16 protein-coding genes and 1 tRNA gene are annotated in these 17,788 nt (G+C 39.9%); 7 read left to right on the forward strand and 10 right to left on the reverse strand.

Annotation, left to right across the window (positions count from 1 at the left end; all coding sequences use genetic code 11):
• Positions 1-876: 876 nt before the first annotated feature.
• Positions 877-1,581, reverse strand: a complete 705-nt coding sequence (locus tag D7322_RS13230) for an LOG family protein (protein ID WP_183078706.1) — start codon at positions 1,579-1,581, stop codon at positions 877-879.
• Positions 1,582-1,698: 117 nt separating this feature from the next.
• Here D7322_RS13230 and recR point away from each other — a divergent pair, with 117 nt between their 5' ends.
• Positions 1,699-2,313, forward strand: a complete 615-nt coding sequence (gene recR, locus D7322_RS13235; protein ID WP_121124670.1) for a recombination mediator RecR — start codon at positions 1,699-1,701, stop codon at positions 2,311-2,313.
• Here the strand turns inward: recR and D7322_RS13240 are convergent.
• The 3 genes from D7322_RS13240 to D7322_RS13250 all read right to left on the reverse strand — a co-directional run bounded on the left by D7322_RS13240 (position 2,310) and on the right by D7322_RS13250 (position 4,544).
• On the reverse strand, positions 2,310-3,485 hold the full coding sequence (locus tag D7322_RS13240) for an oxygenase MpaB family protein (RefSeq protein WP_121124671.1): 1,176 nt from the start codon (positions 3,483-3,485) through the stop codon (positions 2,310-2,312). The genes recR and D7322_RS13240 overlap by 4 nt on opposite strands.
• A gap of 72 nt (positions 3,486-3,557) precedes the next feature.
• Complete coding sequence (locus D7322_RS13245) at positions 3,558-3,920, reverse strand: hypothetical protein (protein WP_121124672.1); 363 nt, start codon at positions 3,918-3,920, stop codon at positions 3,558-3,560.
• A 3-nt stretch (positions 3,921-3,923) separates the two neighbouring features.
• On the reverse strand, positions 3,924-4,544 hold the full coding sequence (locus D7322_RS13250) for a hypothetical protein (protein WP_121124673.1): 621 nt from the start codon (positions 4,542-4,544) through the stop codon (positions 3,924-3,926).
• Between the two features lie 183 nt (positions 4,545-4,727).
• Between D7322_RS13250 and D7322_RS13255 the strand changes: the two genes are divergently transcribed.
• Both D7322_RS13255 and D7322_RS13260 read left to right on the forward strand, forming a co-directional pair.
• The gene (locus D7322_RS13255; RefSeq protein ID WP_220700073.1) at positions 4,728-5,618 is read left to right on the forward strand and encodes an AraC family transcriptional regulator; all 891 of its coding nucleotides are present in this window, start codon (positions 4,728-4,730) and stop codon (positions 5,616-5,618) included.
• A gap of 76 nt (positions 5,619-5,694) precedes the next feature.
• A complete protein-coding gene (locus tag D7322_RS13260) occupies positions 5,695-6,957 on the forward strand; it encodes an amidohydrolase (RefSeq protein WP_121124674.1) in 1,263 nt (420 codons plus the stop codon).
• Between the two features lie 91 nt (positions 6,958-7,048).
• On the opposite strand, the gene D7322_RS13265 is transcribed toward D7322_RS13260, so the two are convergent.
• Positions 7,049-7,645, reverse strand: coding sequence for a hypothetical protein (locus D7322_RS13265; protein ID WP_121124675.1), 597 nt, complete (start codon positions 7,643-7,645; stop codon positions 7,049-7,051).
• Between the two features lie 530 nt (positions 7,646-8,175).
• On the opposite strand from D7322_RS13265, the gene D7322_RS13275 reads away from it, so the two are divergent.
• The 3 genes from D7322_RS13275 (at position 8,176) to D7322_RS13285 (ending at position 11,277) form a co-directional block, all read left to right on the forward strand.
• Positions 8,176-8,238 (forward strand) — tRNA-Asp (locus D7322_RS13275).
• A gap of 403 nt (positions 8,239-8,641) precedes the next feature.
• On the forward strand, positions 8,642-9,736 hold the full coding sequence (locus D7322_RS13280) for a slipin family protein (protein WP_121124677.1): 1,095 nt from the start codon (positions 8,642-8,644) through the stop codon (positions 9,734-9,736).
• Between the two features lie 119 nt (positions 9,737-9,855).
• The gene (locus D7322_RS13285; protein WP_121124678.1) at positions 9,856-11,277 is read left to right on the forward strand and encodes an RtcB family protein; all 1,422 of its coding nucleotides are present in this window, start codon (positions 9,856-9,858) and stop codon (positions 11,275-11,277) included.
• A 71-nt stretch (positions 11,278-11,348) separates the two neighbouring features.
• On the opposite strand, the gene D7322_RS13290 is transcribed toward D7322_RS13285, so the two are convergent.
• The 3 genes from D7322_RS13290 to D7322_RS13300 form a co-directional block, all read right to left on the reverse strand.
• The gene (locus D7322_RS13290; protein WP_121124876.1) at positions 11,349-12,635 is read right to left on the reverse strand and encodes a chloride channel protein; all 1,287 of its coding nucleotides are present in this window, start codon (positions 12,633-12,635) and stop codon (positions 11,349-11,351) included.
• 164 nt (positions 12,636-12,799) lie between these two features.
• The gene (locus D7322_RS13295) at positions 12,800-13,258 is read right to left on the reverse strand and encodes a GyrI-like domain-containing protein (protein WP_121124679.1); all 459 of its coding nucleotides are present in this window, start codon (positions 13,256-13,258) and stop codon (positions 12,800-12,802) included.
• 209 nt (positions 13,259-13,467) lie between these two features.
• On the reverse strand, positions 13,468-14,025 hold the full coding sequence (locus D7322_RS13300) for a DUF4256 domain-containing protein (protein WP_121124680.1): 558 nt from the start codon (positions 14,023-14,025) through the stop codon (positions 13,468-13,470).
• 132 nt (positions 14,026-14,157) lie between these two features.
• Between D7322_RS13300 and D7322_RS13305 the strand changes: the two genes are divergently transcribed.
• The gene (locus D7322_RS13305) at positions 14,158-15,042 is read left to right on the forward strand and encodes a DUF808 domain-containing protein (RefSeq protein ID WP_121124681.1); all 885 of its coding nucleotides are present in this window, start codon (positions 14,158-14,160) and stop codon (positions 15,040-15,042) included.
• Between the two features lie 520 nt (positions 15,043-15,562).
• Here the strand turns inward: D7322_RS13305 and D7322_RS13310 are convergent.
• Positions 15,563-16,948, reverse strand: a complete 1,386-nt coding sequence (locus D7322_RS13310) for a WG repeat-containing protein (protein WP_121124682.1) — start codon at positions 16,946-16,948, stop codon at positions 15,563-15,565.
• Positions 16,949-17,155: 207 nt separating this feature from the next.
• Complete coding sequence (locus D7322_RS13315) at positions 17,156-17,722, reverse strand: pentapeptide repeat-containing protein (RefSeq protein WP_183078695.1); 567 nt, start codon at positions 17,720-17,722, stop codon at positions 17,156-17,158.
• Between the last annotated feature and the right edge of the window lie 66 nt (positions 17,723-17,788).

Below are 17,788 nucleotides of genomic sequence, written 5' to 3' on the forward strand. Positions count from 1 at the left end.
TTAGTAGCTAATTTTCTTTATTGTTCATACAGAAATACAGTGGCCGCGGCTCTAGGCTGGACCCAATGATAAGTTGAAATAGTATTTTGTTGGATAATGGTAATTTATTGTTTTTCAGTTATTTGTGATTTGTCCCCCTTTTTGTCCCCCCTTGTTTTTTTCTCTATAGAGTTAATTTGTTCTATTTTAGCGTCAGCATACTGTAATGGCGGAATTAGTAAACAAATATGGGGCGTTTTCTAAAAGTAGCTACGGTATATCTTATCCATATCTTTATATATAAAAGGGCCTAGGCCCTTTTTTTTTATTATTTATAATCTACAACCACTAGTGTCCCATTAAAATCGGGGCATTTTAAAAATTAAATAAATTTGGTGCATTAAGGTCCGTTCTTTGTTATATTGAAATTTAGTTTTGCTAAAGAACCCTCGCAGGTTTGTTTAATCAGTCAGGGAGATGCTTAATATTTATAGTACTTCATTAGTACTTCTGTCCAGTTTCATCTTATGCTGCGCGATGACCACCAAGCAGTACGTGCAGATGACGGTATAGATCTGGATCCGGACAGCATTTTCGGTGGTGTAGTTGCAAAAGTTAGAATCAAAACCTGTTTAATCAAAAAATAGTATTAATTAACTGTATTTCAAATATTTAAAAACAAAATTTTAATAAGGTAGCAATGATCTACAACTGTAGATTATCCGTAGTATTTGCCTTTGTTTAAGATCTTGCACCTAGATTTCGATATAGATATTATTCTTTTTGAGGGGGGCAAAACGGACCGACCATACCTAGATTGACAATAGGAGGAAATTAAAATAATAAGGAGCATCCGATTTTTCGGATGCTCCTTATTTTGACATAATATTTTGATTATTAGAAGTTTGGTTTCAATAAGTACTTGTCATAGAAACGGAAAATATGGTCGGCAGCTTCTTTTGCTGTATCGACAATGCGAAAAAGTTTCAAATCTTCTTCACTGATATACTTGTTTGGCAGCATGGTATTTTGCACCCAGTCTATTAAGCCTTTCCAATACTCTGAACCAACCAATACGATAGGGAAGCGCGCAATCTTACCTGTTTGAATCAAGGTAATTGCTTCAAAGAGTTCGTCCATTGTTCCAAAACCCCCCGGCATGACGATATAACCTTGGGAGTATTTCATAAACATTACTTTTCGCACAAAAAAGTATTTGAACTCAAGCAATTTATCCCGATCGATATATTTGTTGTGAAATTGTTCAAATGGTAATTCAATATTTAGGCCCACGGATTTTCCGCCAGACTCATAGGCACCTTTATTCGCTGCTTCCATGATCCCCGGCCCACCTCCAGATATAATTCCATAACCGCGTTCAGTGAGTAGGGCAGCGATATCTACCGCCATCTGATAATATTTGTGTTCGCGTGGTGTACGTGCAGAACCAAATATGGATACACAGGGACCAATTTTAGCCAATTTTTCAAACCCGTCCACAAATTCTGACATGACTTTAAAAATCTGCCATGAATCTTTAACCTTAATTTCCTGCCATGTTTTGTTCTCAAAAGCGCGGATAATTTTATCTTCTTTTGTAATGTCCATATATAACGTTATACATTTAATTTCTAAAACCCATTTTTTTTCAAAAAGGAATACAATATAGCTATTTTTTTAATACTAGCTACTTTTTGCGATTATTCTTACATTTGCATTATGAATTTTTCTTCTAAACTTCTTGAGAACGCGGTTGCGGAATTTGGCAAATTACCTGGTGTGGGGCAAAAGACAGCGCTAAGGCTGGTTTTGCATTTATTGAAGCAGTCCGATCCGGAGGTGGCCCGTTTTACTGCCACTATTGACCGATTGAAAGAAGATATTCAGTATTGCCAGGAGTGCTTTAATATTTCGGACCATTCGACCTGTGAAATATGCAGTTCTTTCAAGCGGGATAAAAGCATAATTTGTGTTGTGGAGGATACACGTGATGTTATGGCCATTGAAAATACAAATTCTTATCAGGGCGTTTATCATGTGCTGGGCGGCCTGATTTCGCCCATGGATGGCATCGGTCCGGCTGATCTTAAAATTGAAGGTTTGCTCAATCGTATTCAACGTAGTGGTGTAGAGGAAGTTATTCTTGCGTTGTCAGCAACAATGGAGGGCGATACAACGATCTTTTATCTGTACCGTAAGTTGCGTGAATTTGATATTAAGATTACGACAATCGCACGTGGTATCGCATTTGGAGGTGAACTGGAATATGTTGATGAGCTCACATTGGGCAGATCGATTGCCACGAGAGTACCCTACGAACGAAATGTAGGTTAGTTGTACGTCAAATAGATCTGTTTGACTCCCTCATGAACTTTTCGGCCTTTTCGTATCTGTTGCTGCCTGACTTTATCGTTTAGGATTTGACTGTTTGCTTTTTTGTTTTTGAGGATGTTGAAGTAGGCAATTTTGCCGATAGTCGTTTTTTCCAGTCCCAACAACGCGCAGGAATAAGCTCCTAAAAGATAGTTGTTATAATACAAATGAACTTCCCGCATGAGTCTTCTGCCAAATTTGCTCCTTGGATATGCCGCGTTTACCGGTTCTTCCATTAGAGCCTGAGCGAGTGCGACACTATCTTTATCACCTTCTTTTTGGGTCATTGTCCAATAGTACAGCGATTTAATAGCCTCCTCCTCCGAATCCGGGAGGAGATCTACTGGAATTCCCAATAAAGTTCCGACATATTTCCAAAGATGGAATATACCGTCAATTTCAGTGTTTAATAAATTGAATTTCATTTGTTTGAGTCCAATTAAGTAAACTAATGAAAAGCCTAGGTTTGTTGCCAGCATATCCCAGGTGTTTAAAGGAATTCCCCATTTATCAGAATTCCAACCACTATGTTTCAATATATTCAATCGGGCAAATGAATGGATGCATCTGGTCAATAAAATGGCCTCTATACCGATACCGCCTTTTTTCAATGCATCATTGGCCGTAATATCAACCCAAAATGTAACGGTTTCCGTTAAACGCTTTGCCGCACCTTTTTTCAGCGCTCCCGTAAAAATTAGCGGTTTGTTGATTGCACTGGATTCGTAGCCACCCATAAGACAGTAATCCCTTAATACAATTAGTCCGGTTAGTCCGGAGCGTTGACTGAGTTTGATTCCCTGCTCTATTTTTTGCCGATCGAGCCACTCAGGTTCCAGAGGTAATGTATCCATGAATTCCGAAATCAGTCCAACATAATCGGCTTCAATAACTCTACCGCGTAAATAGTCCCGAATCAGTTGCTGTCCCTTTACGAAACCAATTTTCAGATGCAACTGTTCCACCAGTTGATCACAGGCTTTGTCATATTGATATAGCAAAGGTATAAATTGTGCTGCATGAGCCAAATCGGGAGTGGTTGGCAATTTAGTTAGTAAGCTGACACCAATACCCTTTGTCCAGTAAAAGTGAAAAGAAGTTGTGTTAATTTTATAGCGATCGGGAATTTTCATTTTTGATAGTAATATATAGAGCTTGAATTTATTGGACTTGAATTCTCCTGTTCCCAGTTTAAGATCTGGTACCTATTGGATAGCCCACAATACATAGGATCCCGTTACATCAATTTTTTTCCCTCTTTTTGTGAACTTGAAGTCCATATAGTCTGTCTGACAGGAAGTAACGTCACTACAGCAGAACTGTCTGGAAATTTTAAAATGAACGCGAAAGGAGCCCTTTGAGGAGACGGGATCAAATGTGATGTTTGCGATGCTAAAATCGCTCAGGGCCGGAGCACCATCTTTATCTTCCAACTGATTAACGACATGATCGTCAATCTGACGTCGTTGCTCAGGACCTAATAGTTTCGAAAACTGGACGGGATCATCAATCAGTGAGTCAAAATTACCGTCTACTGTGATTGTCAATAGTATTGCGGTTTCTGCCATGTTTTAGTATATATTAAACTCCCTCCAATTGGGGATGTACAAGTTATAAATAGCTTCGGATTCTTTCTTGGTTTTTTTAGAAAATTTACAAAACGCTGCCAAAACGATCAGATTCAACTGTTCTTTATCAAGATCAATCAATCGGGAGGAAAAACAGATCTCGTTGCCTTCGATTTTATAATTCGAGTTCGATCGCTTGCTTAAACGTACAGCCCTAATCGCATAGTTATCCAGTTGCTCTTCCCAATAGCATACTATTTTGATTAATTCATTGTATAGAAGATCCATACTCCAAGCTTTGAGTAATTTTAATGTGTTTACATTCTTTCGTTGATAAACCAGAATGCTACTTGATTTAAGTTCAATGGCAGCAGGAGATACCGTCGAAAAAACTTTAACTAGGTAGGGAGTTTTGAAGAGATAATAGGGATTTTCAAGATAAGAATAGGATTGATCTCCTCCCTGATGTACTGGTGGATTGAGTTTAATATATTGCTTTAAAGAGGCAATATCGTAGTAGGGCGGGGCATAGATACGATAGGGAGAATATGTTCCCTGGATCTGAATATAATCTTTGTTCCAGCTGACGATTTCATAAAAATTATGATCAATTTCAATCTGCATATTAAAAACTTTTTTAAGGCTATTTGAAAACCCTGTTGGTTGCTTTTCATTCTAAACTGGATTTTTAGTTCTGCGCAACATTTGGATTTTCTATAAACTGAAATCAAAGTAACTATATTTTTGCATTAAACCCATGAATTGGGAGAAAATTCATGCAATGTCTAAAACAGATACCGCCATTTTATGTTTTCCAAGATTTATGATTTATCTTTGAACCTGTTTATGCATCATCCTACTGACCATTTCCCAATATTAAATCTGCAGAAGTTCTACGATGGAATAATGTCCGACCGTGATCTACTTTTTCATGAATTAATCGGAAAGCGGGAGATTGAAGAACCTCACAAGCACGATTTTTTTATTTTACTGCTTTTTGAAAAAGGAACCGGTACGCATACAGTGGACTTTGAAACATTTCGTTTAGGAACGCATCAATTACATCTCGTATTTCCGGGGCAGGTACATCAATGGTCGATGACAGACTCTACGCAAGGGTTGCAATTGATGATCAGCAGGATCTGGTTTGAAAGCCTTTTACCAGCTTTGCGCTTTCCGGTATCCTATTATTTGCGGCATTTGGTGATTACTTTATCCGCATCGGGGTATCAGGCATTGGAACAGGAATTTCGGGCTGTTTCCACTGACTTGAAAGAAAAAGAAATTCTATGGGAACTTATCTACGCCAGGGTCAAAGTAATCGTATTGCTGATTAGTAAATTTGTTGCGGACAATTTTAACGATTATGACCAATATCAAGATAACCCGATTATTGCGAAATTTGTGCAATTGATAGATTGTTGGTATAAAGCTGAACGATCTGTTGCATTTTATGCAGATAAATTAAATATTTCTGCCAATTATCTGAATGTTCTGAGCAACAGAATCTTTCATGTATCGGCTTCTGCTTTGATTCAAGATCGGATATTGCTGGAAGCCAAGAGGTTGTTGAAAATATCGAATAAGTCCGTTAAGGATATTGTTTTTGATCTGGGCTTTTATGATAATGCCAGTTTTAGTAAGTTTTTCAAGAGCCATACGAACATGACACCCAGCCAGTTTAGGGCTCAGCCATAATATTTACAAATGATGTGATAATATCTACAAAGCGGAAAGCCTTTAATAGCCTAGTTTTGAAAAAAATGATATTTTCATGAACGAATTAATTCAGCGAAGCGAGCAGTATACACTGGAAAATGTACGGTTGGAAACAGGGTTTCTTTACCGGGAAGGACAAATTATCGGAACTGATACCGCGCTTTTCTCCATAACGATAAAGGGTGGAAAAATACAGGAAATTCGGCCGGCCCAAACCGGTGATGGAACAGGATCATTCAATGCCAATGGAAAACTTGTTTTACCCACCTTTAGGGATATGCATATCCACCTGGATAAAACGCTATACGGGCTTCCTTGGAAAGCTGTGTTTCCTAAAAACAGAACGGTGAAGGATATGATTGCACGTGAGCAGGAAATTATCCCCGAGCTACTCAAAACATCAGTGGAAAGAGCGGAAAAACTAATTATGCTGTTACAAGGCTATGGAACTAATTTCGCAAGAACACACTTTAACGTTGACCCGACTTCGGGTACTAAATCACTGGAACATCTGCTCAGGGCGCTGGAACATTTGAAAGCGTCTTTTGGTGCGGAATTGGTTGCCTTCCCGCAACATGGATTATATTACACCGATTCAACCGGACTCATGCGTGAAATTGCCGCTTGGGACAAAGTTGATTTTATAGGCGGTTTAGATCCTTATAGTATAGACGGAAGTATCGAAAAACCGATGGACTTTACTGTTCAGTTAGCCTTGGACAACAAAAAAGGAATTGATATTCACTTGCATGAGGGGGGAGAGTCAGGTGCTAAAACCATTCATTATTTGATAGACAAAGTACTTGAGAATCCCGAGCTACAGGGACGTACATTTATCAGTCACGCTTTTGCGTTAGCCTATATGTCTCCAAAGGATCTGCAATACACCGCTGAACGTTTGGGCGCGGCGAAAGTCGGCATTGCCAGTTCGGTTCCTTTTCGGAATATGCTCATGCCATTACCGCAACTGCGCGAGGCAGGAGTGGAGGTGCTTACAGGGAATGATAATGTACAGGATCATTGGGGCACTTTCGGTAGCGGAAATATGCTGCAAAAAGCGAATCTTGCGGCACAGTTGTATGGTTATGAAACGGAATTTGACTTATCCCGTTGTCTGCGTTATGCTACAAATGGGAAATTACCGTTGGATGATAAAGGCAATAGAACATGGCCAAATGTAGGTGATGATGCAAGTTTCCTACTGGTGGATGCAAGCTGCTCCGCTGAAGCTGTATCGAGAATCTCTGCTGTGGACGGACTGCTGCATAAGGGCAATATCATAAAATGGCATAATTCGACGCCTGTTCAATCTGCTTAAACATCTCATTTATGGTACTATATAGTCACTTTTTATCCTCAAAAATAGAAAGTGACTTTTTAGATCAGCTCAACTGTTTTTTATAGTGCCATTATTGTGCAAAGGTTGTCTTGCAATAATCAATTTTATAGTTGTTCTTTTCGACAACCAGCTGTACCTCATTTTGTGTCTTTATATCATCACCGTAATCTATAAATACGCTGTATTTATTTGCGCTTAACTTTTTGATAAGGATGGCATTGATCGTTAAAGCATCATCATTACCTCGGCCAAATAACCACATTTCCTGTGTATTGAGGGGATAAACATTTTTCCATTTGGCTTTGTATCGCGCTTCCGCCTCGGGTAATTCGGCATCTGTCAGATTGGAAGGGCCATAAATTTTATTGGCATCCTGTAGGAATTCCATGAAACGTGCCGTACAGATGGTCTCTTCCTTGTCTAAATAATAGCAATACTTCCCGGGCTTCCTTTCTTCGCAGCGAAAAATAGTTTCCAGCCATTCTTTGGCCGGATCTGCAGCTACTTTTGATGCGGGCTGATCATTGTTTTTTGTACTGTCCGATAGCAAGATTTTTTTTTCGTTTCTACGCATTTCCCTAGCGGGGGTATTTGTATTGTCTGAGCTCGCGCAGCCTACGGTGACAAGCAATACAGCCAATATAGTCGAGAATATTTTTACACTCATTTTAGGATGAATTCATGTTGTTTATGCAAACGTAAAATTAGTATTTATATCGGAAGTCGTTCTCATGGATTTCAGTGATATTTTTTGCTTTCCAATCGTTAATGTACGTCAACTATGCTTTGGCTTCTTCTTGTCTACGCATTCTAATTGCGCATTACAAATTAACCGCTCATATGTGAGATCTTGGTTTGTATTTTTTATTGCTTATTATCAGGGATTTGTAATTTTATTTGTTATTTTTTTGATGTTTAATTATACTGCGCAGCTTACCTGCATATTCGCCATGCGATCTTTGTCATGTCAGCGATGATAAATGTTCTTTGATGAAAATAATAGCAAAATGCTTTTAAGATATGTGCCTCTCTTTGAAGGGAGCACGAAAATACTCTCAGGCTTTGATTTGCATCCCGGTGTCCTGTTTCTGTATAGCAGGATAGTGTTGTACCCGATGGGAATTCAATATACTGATAAGATGAAAAGCATGAGAGAAGATTGCCAGGGATGAAGGTTCGAATCCTTTCCCCGAAAGGGGTAGCTCAAGGGTAGAGCATGGCATTGTCGTTGTAGGCCGCAGGTTCGACTCCTGCTCCTGAGCAATCAGGATAGTTCAGCTTGGTTAGAACAACAACTCAATCGTGTGGGTTCGAATCCCACTTCCATTTTCGGATGGAATAGCATAAGGGTATTGCACAGAATTTAGGTTCTGGATTTGAAAGTTAACCTTCTTTAAAAAGGTCAGTTAATTAAAGCTTGCTATAGTTTGTCCGGTTCTGGAGAGCGCTTTGTCTCTCTTTGGAGCAGTTGGTGAGGGGCCTGTGATCGGGAACATCTCATACAGAGCCGATATAGGAAGAACCAGATAGCAACTAGCGGTGCTAGCTTTCTTGAAGTTTCTAAGTGTAAAGATCTGTAGGGCTCTTTTTGATTCCGCCCTGCATCGATGGACAAATAATAGCGGTTTTTTTCATTAGATAATAGTATAAAACAACAGATAGTATGAAAAGAGTACAAATAAATGTCAATGAAATTGGATTGGTGGTTAAGAATAACCAAGTCATCCGTGTATTGGAAACCGGTAAATACTGGTTGGGTTTCGGCGAAAAACTGGAGCTATACAATAGGGCACATTCATTTCCGTCCAACCAAAATATTGATGTGCTCTTGCTGCTGGAGGGCTTTCGTGAGCTGGTAGATATTGTCGAAGTGGAGGATACCGCTATAGCGCTGGTCTTCTTAAACAATAATTTTGAGAAGACATTGGCGGCGGGCAGATATGTATTCTGGAAAGGTCTGCAGTCACGTAAATTCCAATTGGAGGATATTTCAGAAATCGAAATACCGGCTTCTATCAACCGTCAATTGTTTGAAAAGCAAACCTTAGCTTACTATATCCGTCAATATAAAGTGGAACCAAATGAGAAGGGTTTACTTTTTGTCGATGGCGTGTTCACCGAAATTTTGAATCCGGGAACATATTTTTGGTGGAAGAATGCGAAAACAATCGCCGTTTCAAAAGCGGATATGCGTGTATTGACCTTGGATGTGGTCGGACAAGAAATTCTATCACGGGACAAAGCACAGATACGGGTTAATTTCACTTTACAATACCAAATCATAGATATCAAGAAAGCGCTGTTGGACCATAAAGAATACGAGAAGCAGTTGTACGCAGTGATGCAGTTAAATCTGCGTACCTATATCGGGCAAATGACTTTGGACGAACTGATGGAGAAGAAGACCGAGATCAGCAGCTATATTTTAGAAAATACCACTGCTTATATCGCCGGATTGGGGCTACGCTTATTAACTTGCGGGGTCAAAGACATTATTCTTCCCGGAGATGTCCGTGATATTATGAACCAGGTGCTGATTGCAGAAAAACGGGCACAGGCAAATATTATTACGCGGCGTGAAGAAACCGCTTCCACAAGAAGTTTGCTCAACACGGCGAAACTTATGGAGGAAAACAACATGTTGTTTAAATTGAAAGAAATGGAATATGTAGAAAAAATTGCGGAAAAGATCAATAGCATATCTGTTTCAGGAAATGGACAGATTGTCGATCAGTTAAAGCAATTGTTTGTCAAATAACGAGCATAGAAAGTAAATAAAATTGGAAAAAAGAGGTGCAGGTGGCAATTGTAAAGAGGTTATTGCCACCTGTTTGGAATTGGATTGATTCCCCCAAAAAAAATAACAAATGATAGAAAATGGAAAATAAAAGAATCAATGGCAATGACCTGATCGCATTGGGATATAAGGAGAATCATACATTAGGTGCTGCGTTGAAAATCAACAGCAAGCGACATGGTTTGACGAGAACGGAGATGTTGGGCAAATTTAAAGCTGTTCTGGAAGATCCGTCAGCATATTTGGCGGATGCAGTGTTCGGTGTACTGGCGGATGCCATATTAGGGCAGGATGCCGTTGATGCCTCCCTGATTACCTTGAACGAAAATCCTGTGGGATATAGCATCTATGGAGAGTCTGAAATCGAAGCGGGAGCCAAAGAGCAGATGAAAGTGGCAATGAAACTTCCTGTTACTGTTGCCGGTGCATTAATGCCGGATGCCCATCAAGGTTATGGGCTGCCGATCGGTGGGGTACTGGCCACGAATAATGCGGTAATTCCGTATGGTGTGGGGGTTGATATTGGTTGCCGAATGGCTTTGTCCATATTTGATATGCCAGCATCTCTTTTGGACACAGAAACGGACACATTAAAGGAAACTATCCTGAAACATACGCGATTTGGTGCCGGTAATGGGTATCTGAAACACGAACGCGTGGATCACGCGGTTTTGGAAAACAAATTGTTTTCGGAGAATAATCTGCTTGCATCATTAAAAGATAAAGCATGGACGCAGTTAGGTTCTTCCGGTGGCGGCAACCACTTTGTAGAATTTGGGATGGTGGAATTCAATGAAAAGGATGAAGTACTGGATACTGATAAAGGAGTTTACCTAGGCTTACTTACACATTCCGGATCCCGAGGATTGGGAGCCACTGTTGCTGCTCATTATACCAAATTGGCCAAGTCTTTGTGCAAGCTGCCTTATCAAGCTCAGAATCTGGCTTATCTGGACTTAAATACAATGGAGGGACAGGAATATTGGATGGCAATGAATCTGGCCGGTGATTATGCATCTGCCTGTCACGAGGTTATCCATGAAAAAATAAGAGCTGCTTTGGGTGCTGAGCTGCTAGCGAAAATTGAAAACCATCATAATTTTGCATGGAAAGAACGTTGGAATGAACAAGAGGTTGTGGTACACCGAAAAGGCGCTACTCCTGCGGCAAAAGGTGTCATGGGGATTATTCCGGGTTCCATGGCGACTCCGGGATTTTTGGTTCGCGGAAAGGGTGATATGGCGGCGATCCAATCGGCTTCCCATGGGGCGGGGCGGTTGATGAGCCGTACGCAGGCGATCAAAACGCTTTCGTCCGTTGAACTGAAAAATATGCTCTCTGATCAAGGGATTACTTTGTTGGGGGCAGGAATGGATGAAGCGCCTATGGCATATAAAGATATTCATACAGTCATGGCATCCCAAAAGGAATTAGTCGATATTGTGGCTAAGTTCTCTCCCAAGATTGTTCGTATGGCAGACGATGGTAGTCGTGAAGACTAGCATGGATTACTTTGCAAAAAAGCAGTTTCATTGACGAATGGAACTGCTTTTTAATAAAAATAAATAAGCCATTAACTGTGGGCGACTTCTTTGTAGGTGTACACGTTATACGGATAGATCTTTTTGGCGAGCAGTTTAGCGACGAGGCTGGACAGCAGCAGTGGTGCAAATAGTATATAGCCTGAAGGAACAATACTCGCAACAATAAAAATTGCTGTAAAAGGAGCATGAATAGCTGCAGAAAGCATGGATGCTGCGCCGAATAATGCGAAATTAATGACAATGAGCTGGGTGCCGAGATAATGATTGCAGGATTGCGCAAAAAATATGCCCAGGAGCGCACCCGTTACGATACTTGGAGCAAAAACGCCACCGTCACCGCCTGCACCCAAAGTAAGCGCCGCCGCCAACGGTTTTAACAGCACTAACAAAAGCAGTGGGAGAAAGTATAACCAATTGACTGATCCATGCAAACTACTTTCAAGGATTTTCCCAAGACCGTGATAACTGTCACCGTATAATAACGGCAGAACGAAAATCAGCAGACCCACAGTGATCGCTCCCAGATTGACCCGAATAAAATTATTTTTTATTCCAGCAAAGAACGATTTTGCATAGATCACAATTTTAGTGAAATATAGTGCCAATAAACCGCCTATTAATGCGAGAATGACAATATAAGGAACTGCCTGCCATTGCCATTGCTTTGGCGTAAAGTTAAACAGGGGAGCTGCATCCAAATAGTAAACAAATAAAGCAGCAACAAGCATCGAACTAATGCCGCTTATCATTAGTGTTTTGTTGTATTTTCTGGAAATAACTTCAAAGGCAAATAAAAGGCCGCCCAATGCACTGCCAAACAATAATGTCACTCCGGCAATAACACCGGCGCAGATCAGCTCGGTCTTATAAGCCCAAGCGGGATGGAGGCGTTTATAGGCTTGATTCCCCACAGTTGCTGTTGCTACTACCGTAGAAACTTCAATTCCTGTTGACCCGCCGAAAATAACGGTCAGAAAGCCATTGACATAATGGGACGGTATTTTAAAAAAAGGAAGATGATCTTTTCGTGTTTCGAGTGTCGTGTAGATCTCCTTGATCCCTTTATTCTTTCTATTTTGAAAAGCATATTTCCGGAGGAAGTATATTGTCGTGATGCCTATGCTGGGCAAGATGATAAAGAGTCGGGGATCTAGGTTTCCAATGCCCTCAGCTATTCTTTCCAGAAAATATCCGGTGATATGTTTGAGACTATAAGCCAACAAGCAGCAGATCAAGCTCACAAAAACTGAACTTCCGATTAATTTAAGGTAGCTATATCGAACAATTTTCTTACGATGCGTCGTGGTGCCCTGCATATTATTTTGCTTTAAATCGGCACAAAGGTAAAAGATATTTTGACGAAAATAAAAGCAAGGTGGCTCCGACATACTTATTGTTACATTTGCTGACGGAGCCATGCATGTTGTCAGGCTTTAACAAATTTAGCTGTTATTGCCCCAGATATTATTAAGTTTTTTGCTTATTGAAGCGCGATGAAAATATCAACCTTAGCTTGTTCGGGATTTTGTGCATTTTCTCCATAAACTTCAAAATCTGCTGAAAATGCGCGCGGGAGATCGGCTTCCCAGATGTTCATCCACGCGTCGTAAACAATGCCCGCTTCCAGATTTCCTTCAACTTCGACATGGTGGTAGACATTTTCCTCAATGCGTATGCCATCCATGTCTTCCGGGACATCATCAAGATGGGCAACCTTACAGCCCAACAAAGTGGTGTAGGGTAGTGTGTGATCCTTTTCATATTCCGTATAAACACAATAGAGCGCATTGGAGATTTTGTTAGGAATCCGGTTCATGATATCATTTTCAAAAAATCGAGCCCAGAGAGCAGGAATATCTTTGGCTGCCTGACTATCTTGATTGCTTGTGCGTATCGCAATTCCAATAATATTAAAAGAAGGAATAGATCTGTTTTTCATGCGTTTTTATATTTTCTCCAAAAATAGATCCGTCAACTGACAACCCTCTGTCATTAGGAATTATTGAAATAAAAAATTATTTTTCCCTGAGCTGAGATTGCAGATGATCGCCTTCATGTCTGGTATAGCATAAAAGACTAAGCCGTACGGTTATTGATTTTTTCATTTTTGACTTAAATTATGTCAAACAGTTTGTTTATTAGTGTTATTTAAAGATGTAGTATAGCTCTAAATCCACGCGCGGCATAATAGGAGTTCGCGCCATTGTGGTAGGTGAAAACATGATTATAGCGCCGGTCACAAAATAAAGCACCTCCGAGTTGGCGAATGTTGGCAGGTGTCTGTATCCAGCTTGATGTTTTCAGATCAAATTCTCCCAAACTTTGCAGTTGTCGATATTGTTCTTCCGTAAGTAGTTCGACACCCATTTGTTTGGCCGTTTCTATTGCGCTGTCCGCAGGTTTATTTTCTTTTCGGGAATCCAACGCGGCTTGATCAAAGCAAAGACTCCTTCTTCCTTTTGGGCTCTCTGTAGCGCAGTCGACAAAGAGATAAGAGTTGCTGACTGGATCTAGGCCAATAACATCAGGTTCACCACCGCTCAGTTCCATTTGCTGTAAACTCCGGGCCTTGGCTGGATTTGCTTCGATTTTTTGCTGTATGGGTTCCCAAACCAGTTTCTGATGCCTTTTCATATTATTCTCAAATCTGGTCTTAAGTATGTTTAATAATGCGGTTTGTTCCGTCGCTGAAAGTGATTTTTTCATATTTGGTATAATTTGTATCTAAAATACACAATTAAATAGATCTGTTTATAGGCGATTATGGCAATCCCGTTAAATTACTTATTTACGAATTGAATTAAATTTATATTTTTACGTTCAAATTTTAAATAAAATATGGCTTCAGGAATATTTGCAATCTTAGATGATATTGCAGCTTTAATGGATGATGTTGCGGTTGCTAGCAAGATAGCGACAAAAAAAACAGCAGGAATCTTGGGTGATGATTTGGCCGTGAATGCGGAAAAAGCGACAGGTTTTTTAGCATCCAGGGAATTGCCTGTCCTATGGGCGATTACCAAAGGGTCACTCATCAATAAACTGATTATCGTCCCTATAGCTTTGTTGTTGAACGTTTTTTTTCCGATCGCTATTAAATACATTTTGATTTTAGGCGGATTTTATCTGGCTTTCGAAGGGGTTGAAAAGATTATTGAATATTTATTTCATCGGAAACAGCATGAAGGTGAAACAAAGACCGAAGAGGTTATCGCAGAGAATGATATGGAAGCCGAAAAGTCGAAGATCAAGGCGGCAATCACAACAGATTTTATCCTTTCTGTGGAGATCGTTATCATCGCCTTGGGAACAGTATTGGATAAAGGTCTGACTTTGCAGATTATTACTGTTTGTGTAGTTGCTCTTCTTGCTACGGTAGGTGTGTATGGTATCGTCGCATTAATTGTTCGGATGGATGATGCTGGATATAAGTTGATCAAAAGCGCGAACGAAAAAGGGCCTTTAGCCAGCTTAGGTAGACTACTGGTGTTAGCACTTCCTTTTATCATCAAATTGCTAGCTGTGGTCGGTACCATTGCTTTAATCCTGGTCTCAGGCGGTATTTTTAACCATTATATTGATTTCCTACATCACGCTTTGCCGGATTTCCCGGGTATAGTCAAGGAACTTTTGTTTGGACTTGGGGGCGGCATCATTGCAGTGCTACTTTTCACAATAGGCAAGAAAATTCTTGGTAAAAAGAAAACCGTAAGCACGACATAATTACTGAAAAATAGCTTCTAAAAATAAGAAAGGGACTGTATCAAAAGTTAATTTTACAATATCGATACCATCTAAAATTTCGACAATTTGTTAGATTCAGCGAAAAAGGGTCAAACCTCATCAGAGATTTGACCCTTTTTTATGATTTCTGTAATTAAAGGTATCCTCCCAAATTTAATTCTGATTTGCAAATGGGAATTTCGTTTATGATACGGCCCCTTTCTTCGGATAAACCGATAGATGGCTCAACATGGTATTGCTCGGCAACTCTACGTGCTACAGATAGGACTTGGTCGGGACATGGTCGCCTCTGCTTCACCATGAGAGCGACATGAGTCTGACATGAGTCCGTGTTGAGTCCGAGTTAAACATGGACTCATGGTCTAATCAACAGCGGTGAATCCTGCTCTTACCTCCTATATGGGCCGAAGCAGGGGTATAGCAGATACGGATCCAACTCGTACACGTATTAAACATGCATAAGACACGGACTCTTATTTTTAGAAAAATTATATATGAATTAGCTCTCTTCCGTGGCAGCCTCAGCAGCAGCGTCCAATTCTACTTCTTCACCTTTTGTATTGATTAAGATCACGTCATCTGACCCTTCTTTTGTGACCGATGCCAACCCATCGCTGAAGGAAGTTGCGCCGCTGTAGATAAAAGGAATGGCGATTTTCCCCTGACCGTTTAAATAACCGTATTTACCATCTTTGCTGGAAAGGAAAAGATTCGGTTCTTCGGTTATTGAAATAAAATCATAGGCTGGCGTTAAGATCTTATTTGTTTTTATGTCAACCAAGCTGTATTTGTCATTTTCGACAGAAATAAAATGTGTGCCATTGTTCTCCGAGATGAAGCTATAGCTTGCCGGTACAACGATTTTTCCGGCCTGATTTAGGATTCCGTATTTTTCATTTTGCTGAAAAACAGCGTAACCACCATTGATAAATGAAATCATATCATAATTGGCCGGGATAAGAACTTTACCTGCCTTGTCTAGTATACCATATTTTTCATTTGTTCCAAAAAGAAATTGCTCCGAATTATCGTCATAGCTTAAATAATCGTATTGAAAAGGGATCACGGTTTTCCCCGTAAGATTGATTGCACCATATTTCTCATTTTTAAACTGGACAACACTTACCTCACCGACAAATGGTGTGATGTAATGATACTGTGCTGGCACGACGATTTGTTGCGTATCATCCTGTAACCCCATAAGACCGGAAGTACTATCCTCAAATAAGTAAAGGTTTTCGGCCATTTGATTGTTTTCTTCACCCTCCTGTTCTTCCCCGTAGATGGAATCTACCTGATCATAATCTTCAGGAACGATAAAATCGTTGTCATTCAGTTGGCTGTTCGCTACACTTTGTGCCACAATGTCTACACCCAGTGGTGTGGTTACCTGTAAAACGCCACCGGGAATCTTTTTGAAAATATCAAAACTCTCCCAATAGATCACAGGAAGTTTCTCACTATACCAGATGGATAAGGTGCTATTGCCCTCGATATCTTCTATATTCGGAAGTTCGATCTGTGCTAACTTGCAAGGGTAACCAGCGATATTTTTAGTTTGGCCCGGAACTAATTTGATCGAGAAGGAAGTTGCGTCATCTTCGTGTACGATGTATTTCGATAAGGACGGATAGAGTATGGTCGATTTATCTTCATTCTTTTTAGCCAGAAAAATAGATTCCTGTCCATCCGCTGAGGAGACCACTTTTATCTTGTCATTACTGACATAAGCCTCATACAAGGAAACCGGAGCTTCCTGCTCGGTACCGCTGTTAGCGTTTGTAACCACAATGGCATAATCTATTTTAAACGCTTTATTGATCTGTGCGAGAGATACTGTGCTGGCAGCCATCAAAGCTGCGAATGATAAGAATGTTTTTTTCATCAGAATAATTTGCTTTTAGCGGTGAGGAAACGGTCATGAGCTTGTATGGTAAGATATTTTTGCCATTGTAAGCGCATGATAGGTTCATCTACCTAAAATTGATAGGCAAATATGATGATTTAGGATAAATGCTTTTATCCCTGAAATCCGTTATTTAGCCGATTGTTGATTAACAATCTTCGCCGTGTGCAATGTCAAAAATTCCCCTCAGTCAATCAACAATTGATATTTTGCCAATAAACCCGGTAGTTGCTCCGGTTCGAATTTACTCTTTTTCATCCGATTGGTTTCGGGATCCATTTGGATATGGACCGAAGTCCTAAAGTCACAGCCTTCCAGATTGCATTGGTGAAATCTGGCGTTCAGGAAGTTACAATCTTTGAAGATGGCCTGTTGGAGGTTGGCTTTTTCAAAATCAACATGTTGCAATGAGCACTGTTCAAATTTGAATTTCTTCATATTACGTTCAAAAAAAGAAGCGTAATCCAGTATGGTATTCTTCATTTGGATATGAAAAGAGAAGGAACTACATTCGTTGAACTGAATACCTAACATCTTGCAGTCCTGAAAAATGACATGATCCAATTGAGTTCCTTTTAATTTTATATTGGATAAATTACAGGATTTAAATTCACAATTTGTAAATATCAGATCAACCATTGCGGCGTTTTGGAAATCGCAATACTCAAATGTGCATTTATAAAATTCTGTAATTTGCTGTAATTCTTTGTTGAAGTTTACATTCGAAATAGTCTGCTCTACCAGTTCTTCCATGATTTGTCTGTACGTAAATATTGCGATTGACCGCAGACGAAAATACATTTTTATCATTGATAATGG

Origin of the sequence: Sphingobacterium puteale (assembly GCF_003627955.1) — a bacterium.
Taxonomy (GTDB): domain Bacteria; phylum Bacteroidota; class Bacteroidia; order Sphingobacteriales; family Sphingobacteriaceae; genus Sphingobacterium; species Sphingobacterium puteale.

Bases quoted from the DNA above. Each gene is read 5' to 3' on its own strand.
- recR (WP_121124670.1), top strand. From the start codon at position 1,699: ATGAATTTTTCTTCTAAACTTCTTGAGAACGCGGTTGCGGAATTTGGC.
- D7322_RS13240 (WP_121124671.1), bottom strand. From the start codon at position 3,485: ATGAAAATTCCCGATCGCTATAAAATTAACACAACTTCTTTTCACTTT.
- D7322_RS13245 (WP_121124672.1), bottom strand. From the start codon at position 3,920: ATGGCAGAAACCGCAATACTATTGACAATCACAGTAGACGGTAATTTT.
- D7322_RS13250 (WP_121124673.1), bottom strand. From the start codon at position 4,544: ATGCAGATTGAAATTGATCATAATTTTTATGAAATCGTCAGCTGGAAC.
- D7322_RS13255 (WP_220700073.1), top strand. From the start codon at position 4,728: ATGTTTTCCAAGATTTATGATTTATCTTTGAACCTGTTTATGCATCAT.
- D7322_RS13260 (WP_121124674.1), top strand. From the start codon at position 5,695: ATGAACGAATTAATTCAGCGAAGCGAGCAGTATACACTGGAAAATGTA.
- D7322_RS13265 (WP_121124675.1), bottom strand. From the start codon at position 7,645: ATGAGTGTAAAAATATTCTCGACTATATTGGCTGTATTGCTTGTCACC.
- D7322_RS13280 (WP_121124677.1), top strand. From the start codon at position 8,642: ATGAAAAGAGTACAAATAAATGTCAATGAAATTGGATTGGTGGTTAAG.
- D7322_RS13285 (WP_121124678.1), top strand. From the start codon at position 9,856: ATGGAAAATAAAAGAATCAATGGCAATGACCTGATCGCATTGGGATAT.
- D7322_RS13290 (WP_121124876.1), bottom strand. From the start codon at position 12,635: ATGCAGGGCACCACGACGCATCGTAAGAAAATTGTTCGATATAGCTAC.
- D7322_RS13295 (WP_121124679.1), bottom strand. From the start codon at position 13,258: ATGAAAAACAGATCTATTCCTTCTTTTAATATTATTGGAATTGCGATA.
- D7322_RS13300 (WP_121124680.1), bottom strand. From the start codon at position 14,025: ATGAAAAAATCACTTTCAGCGACGGAACAAACCGCATTATTAAACATA.
- D7322_RS13305 (WP_121124681.1), top strand. From the start codon at position 14,158: ATGGCTTCAGGAATATTTGCAATCTTAGATGATATTGCAGCTTTAATG.
- D7322_RS13310 (WP_121124682.1), bottom strand. From the start codon at position 16,948: ATGAAAAAAACATTCTTATCATTCGCAGCTTTGATGGCTGCCAGCACA.
- D7322_RS13315 (WP_183078695.1), bottom strand. From the start codon at position 17,722: ATGGAAGAACTGGTAGAGCAGACTATTTCGAATGTAAACTTCAACAAA.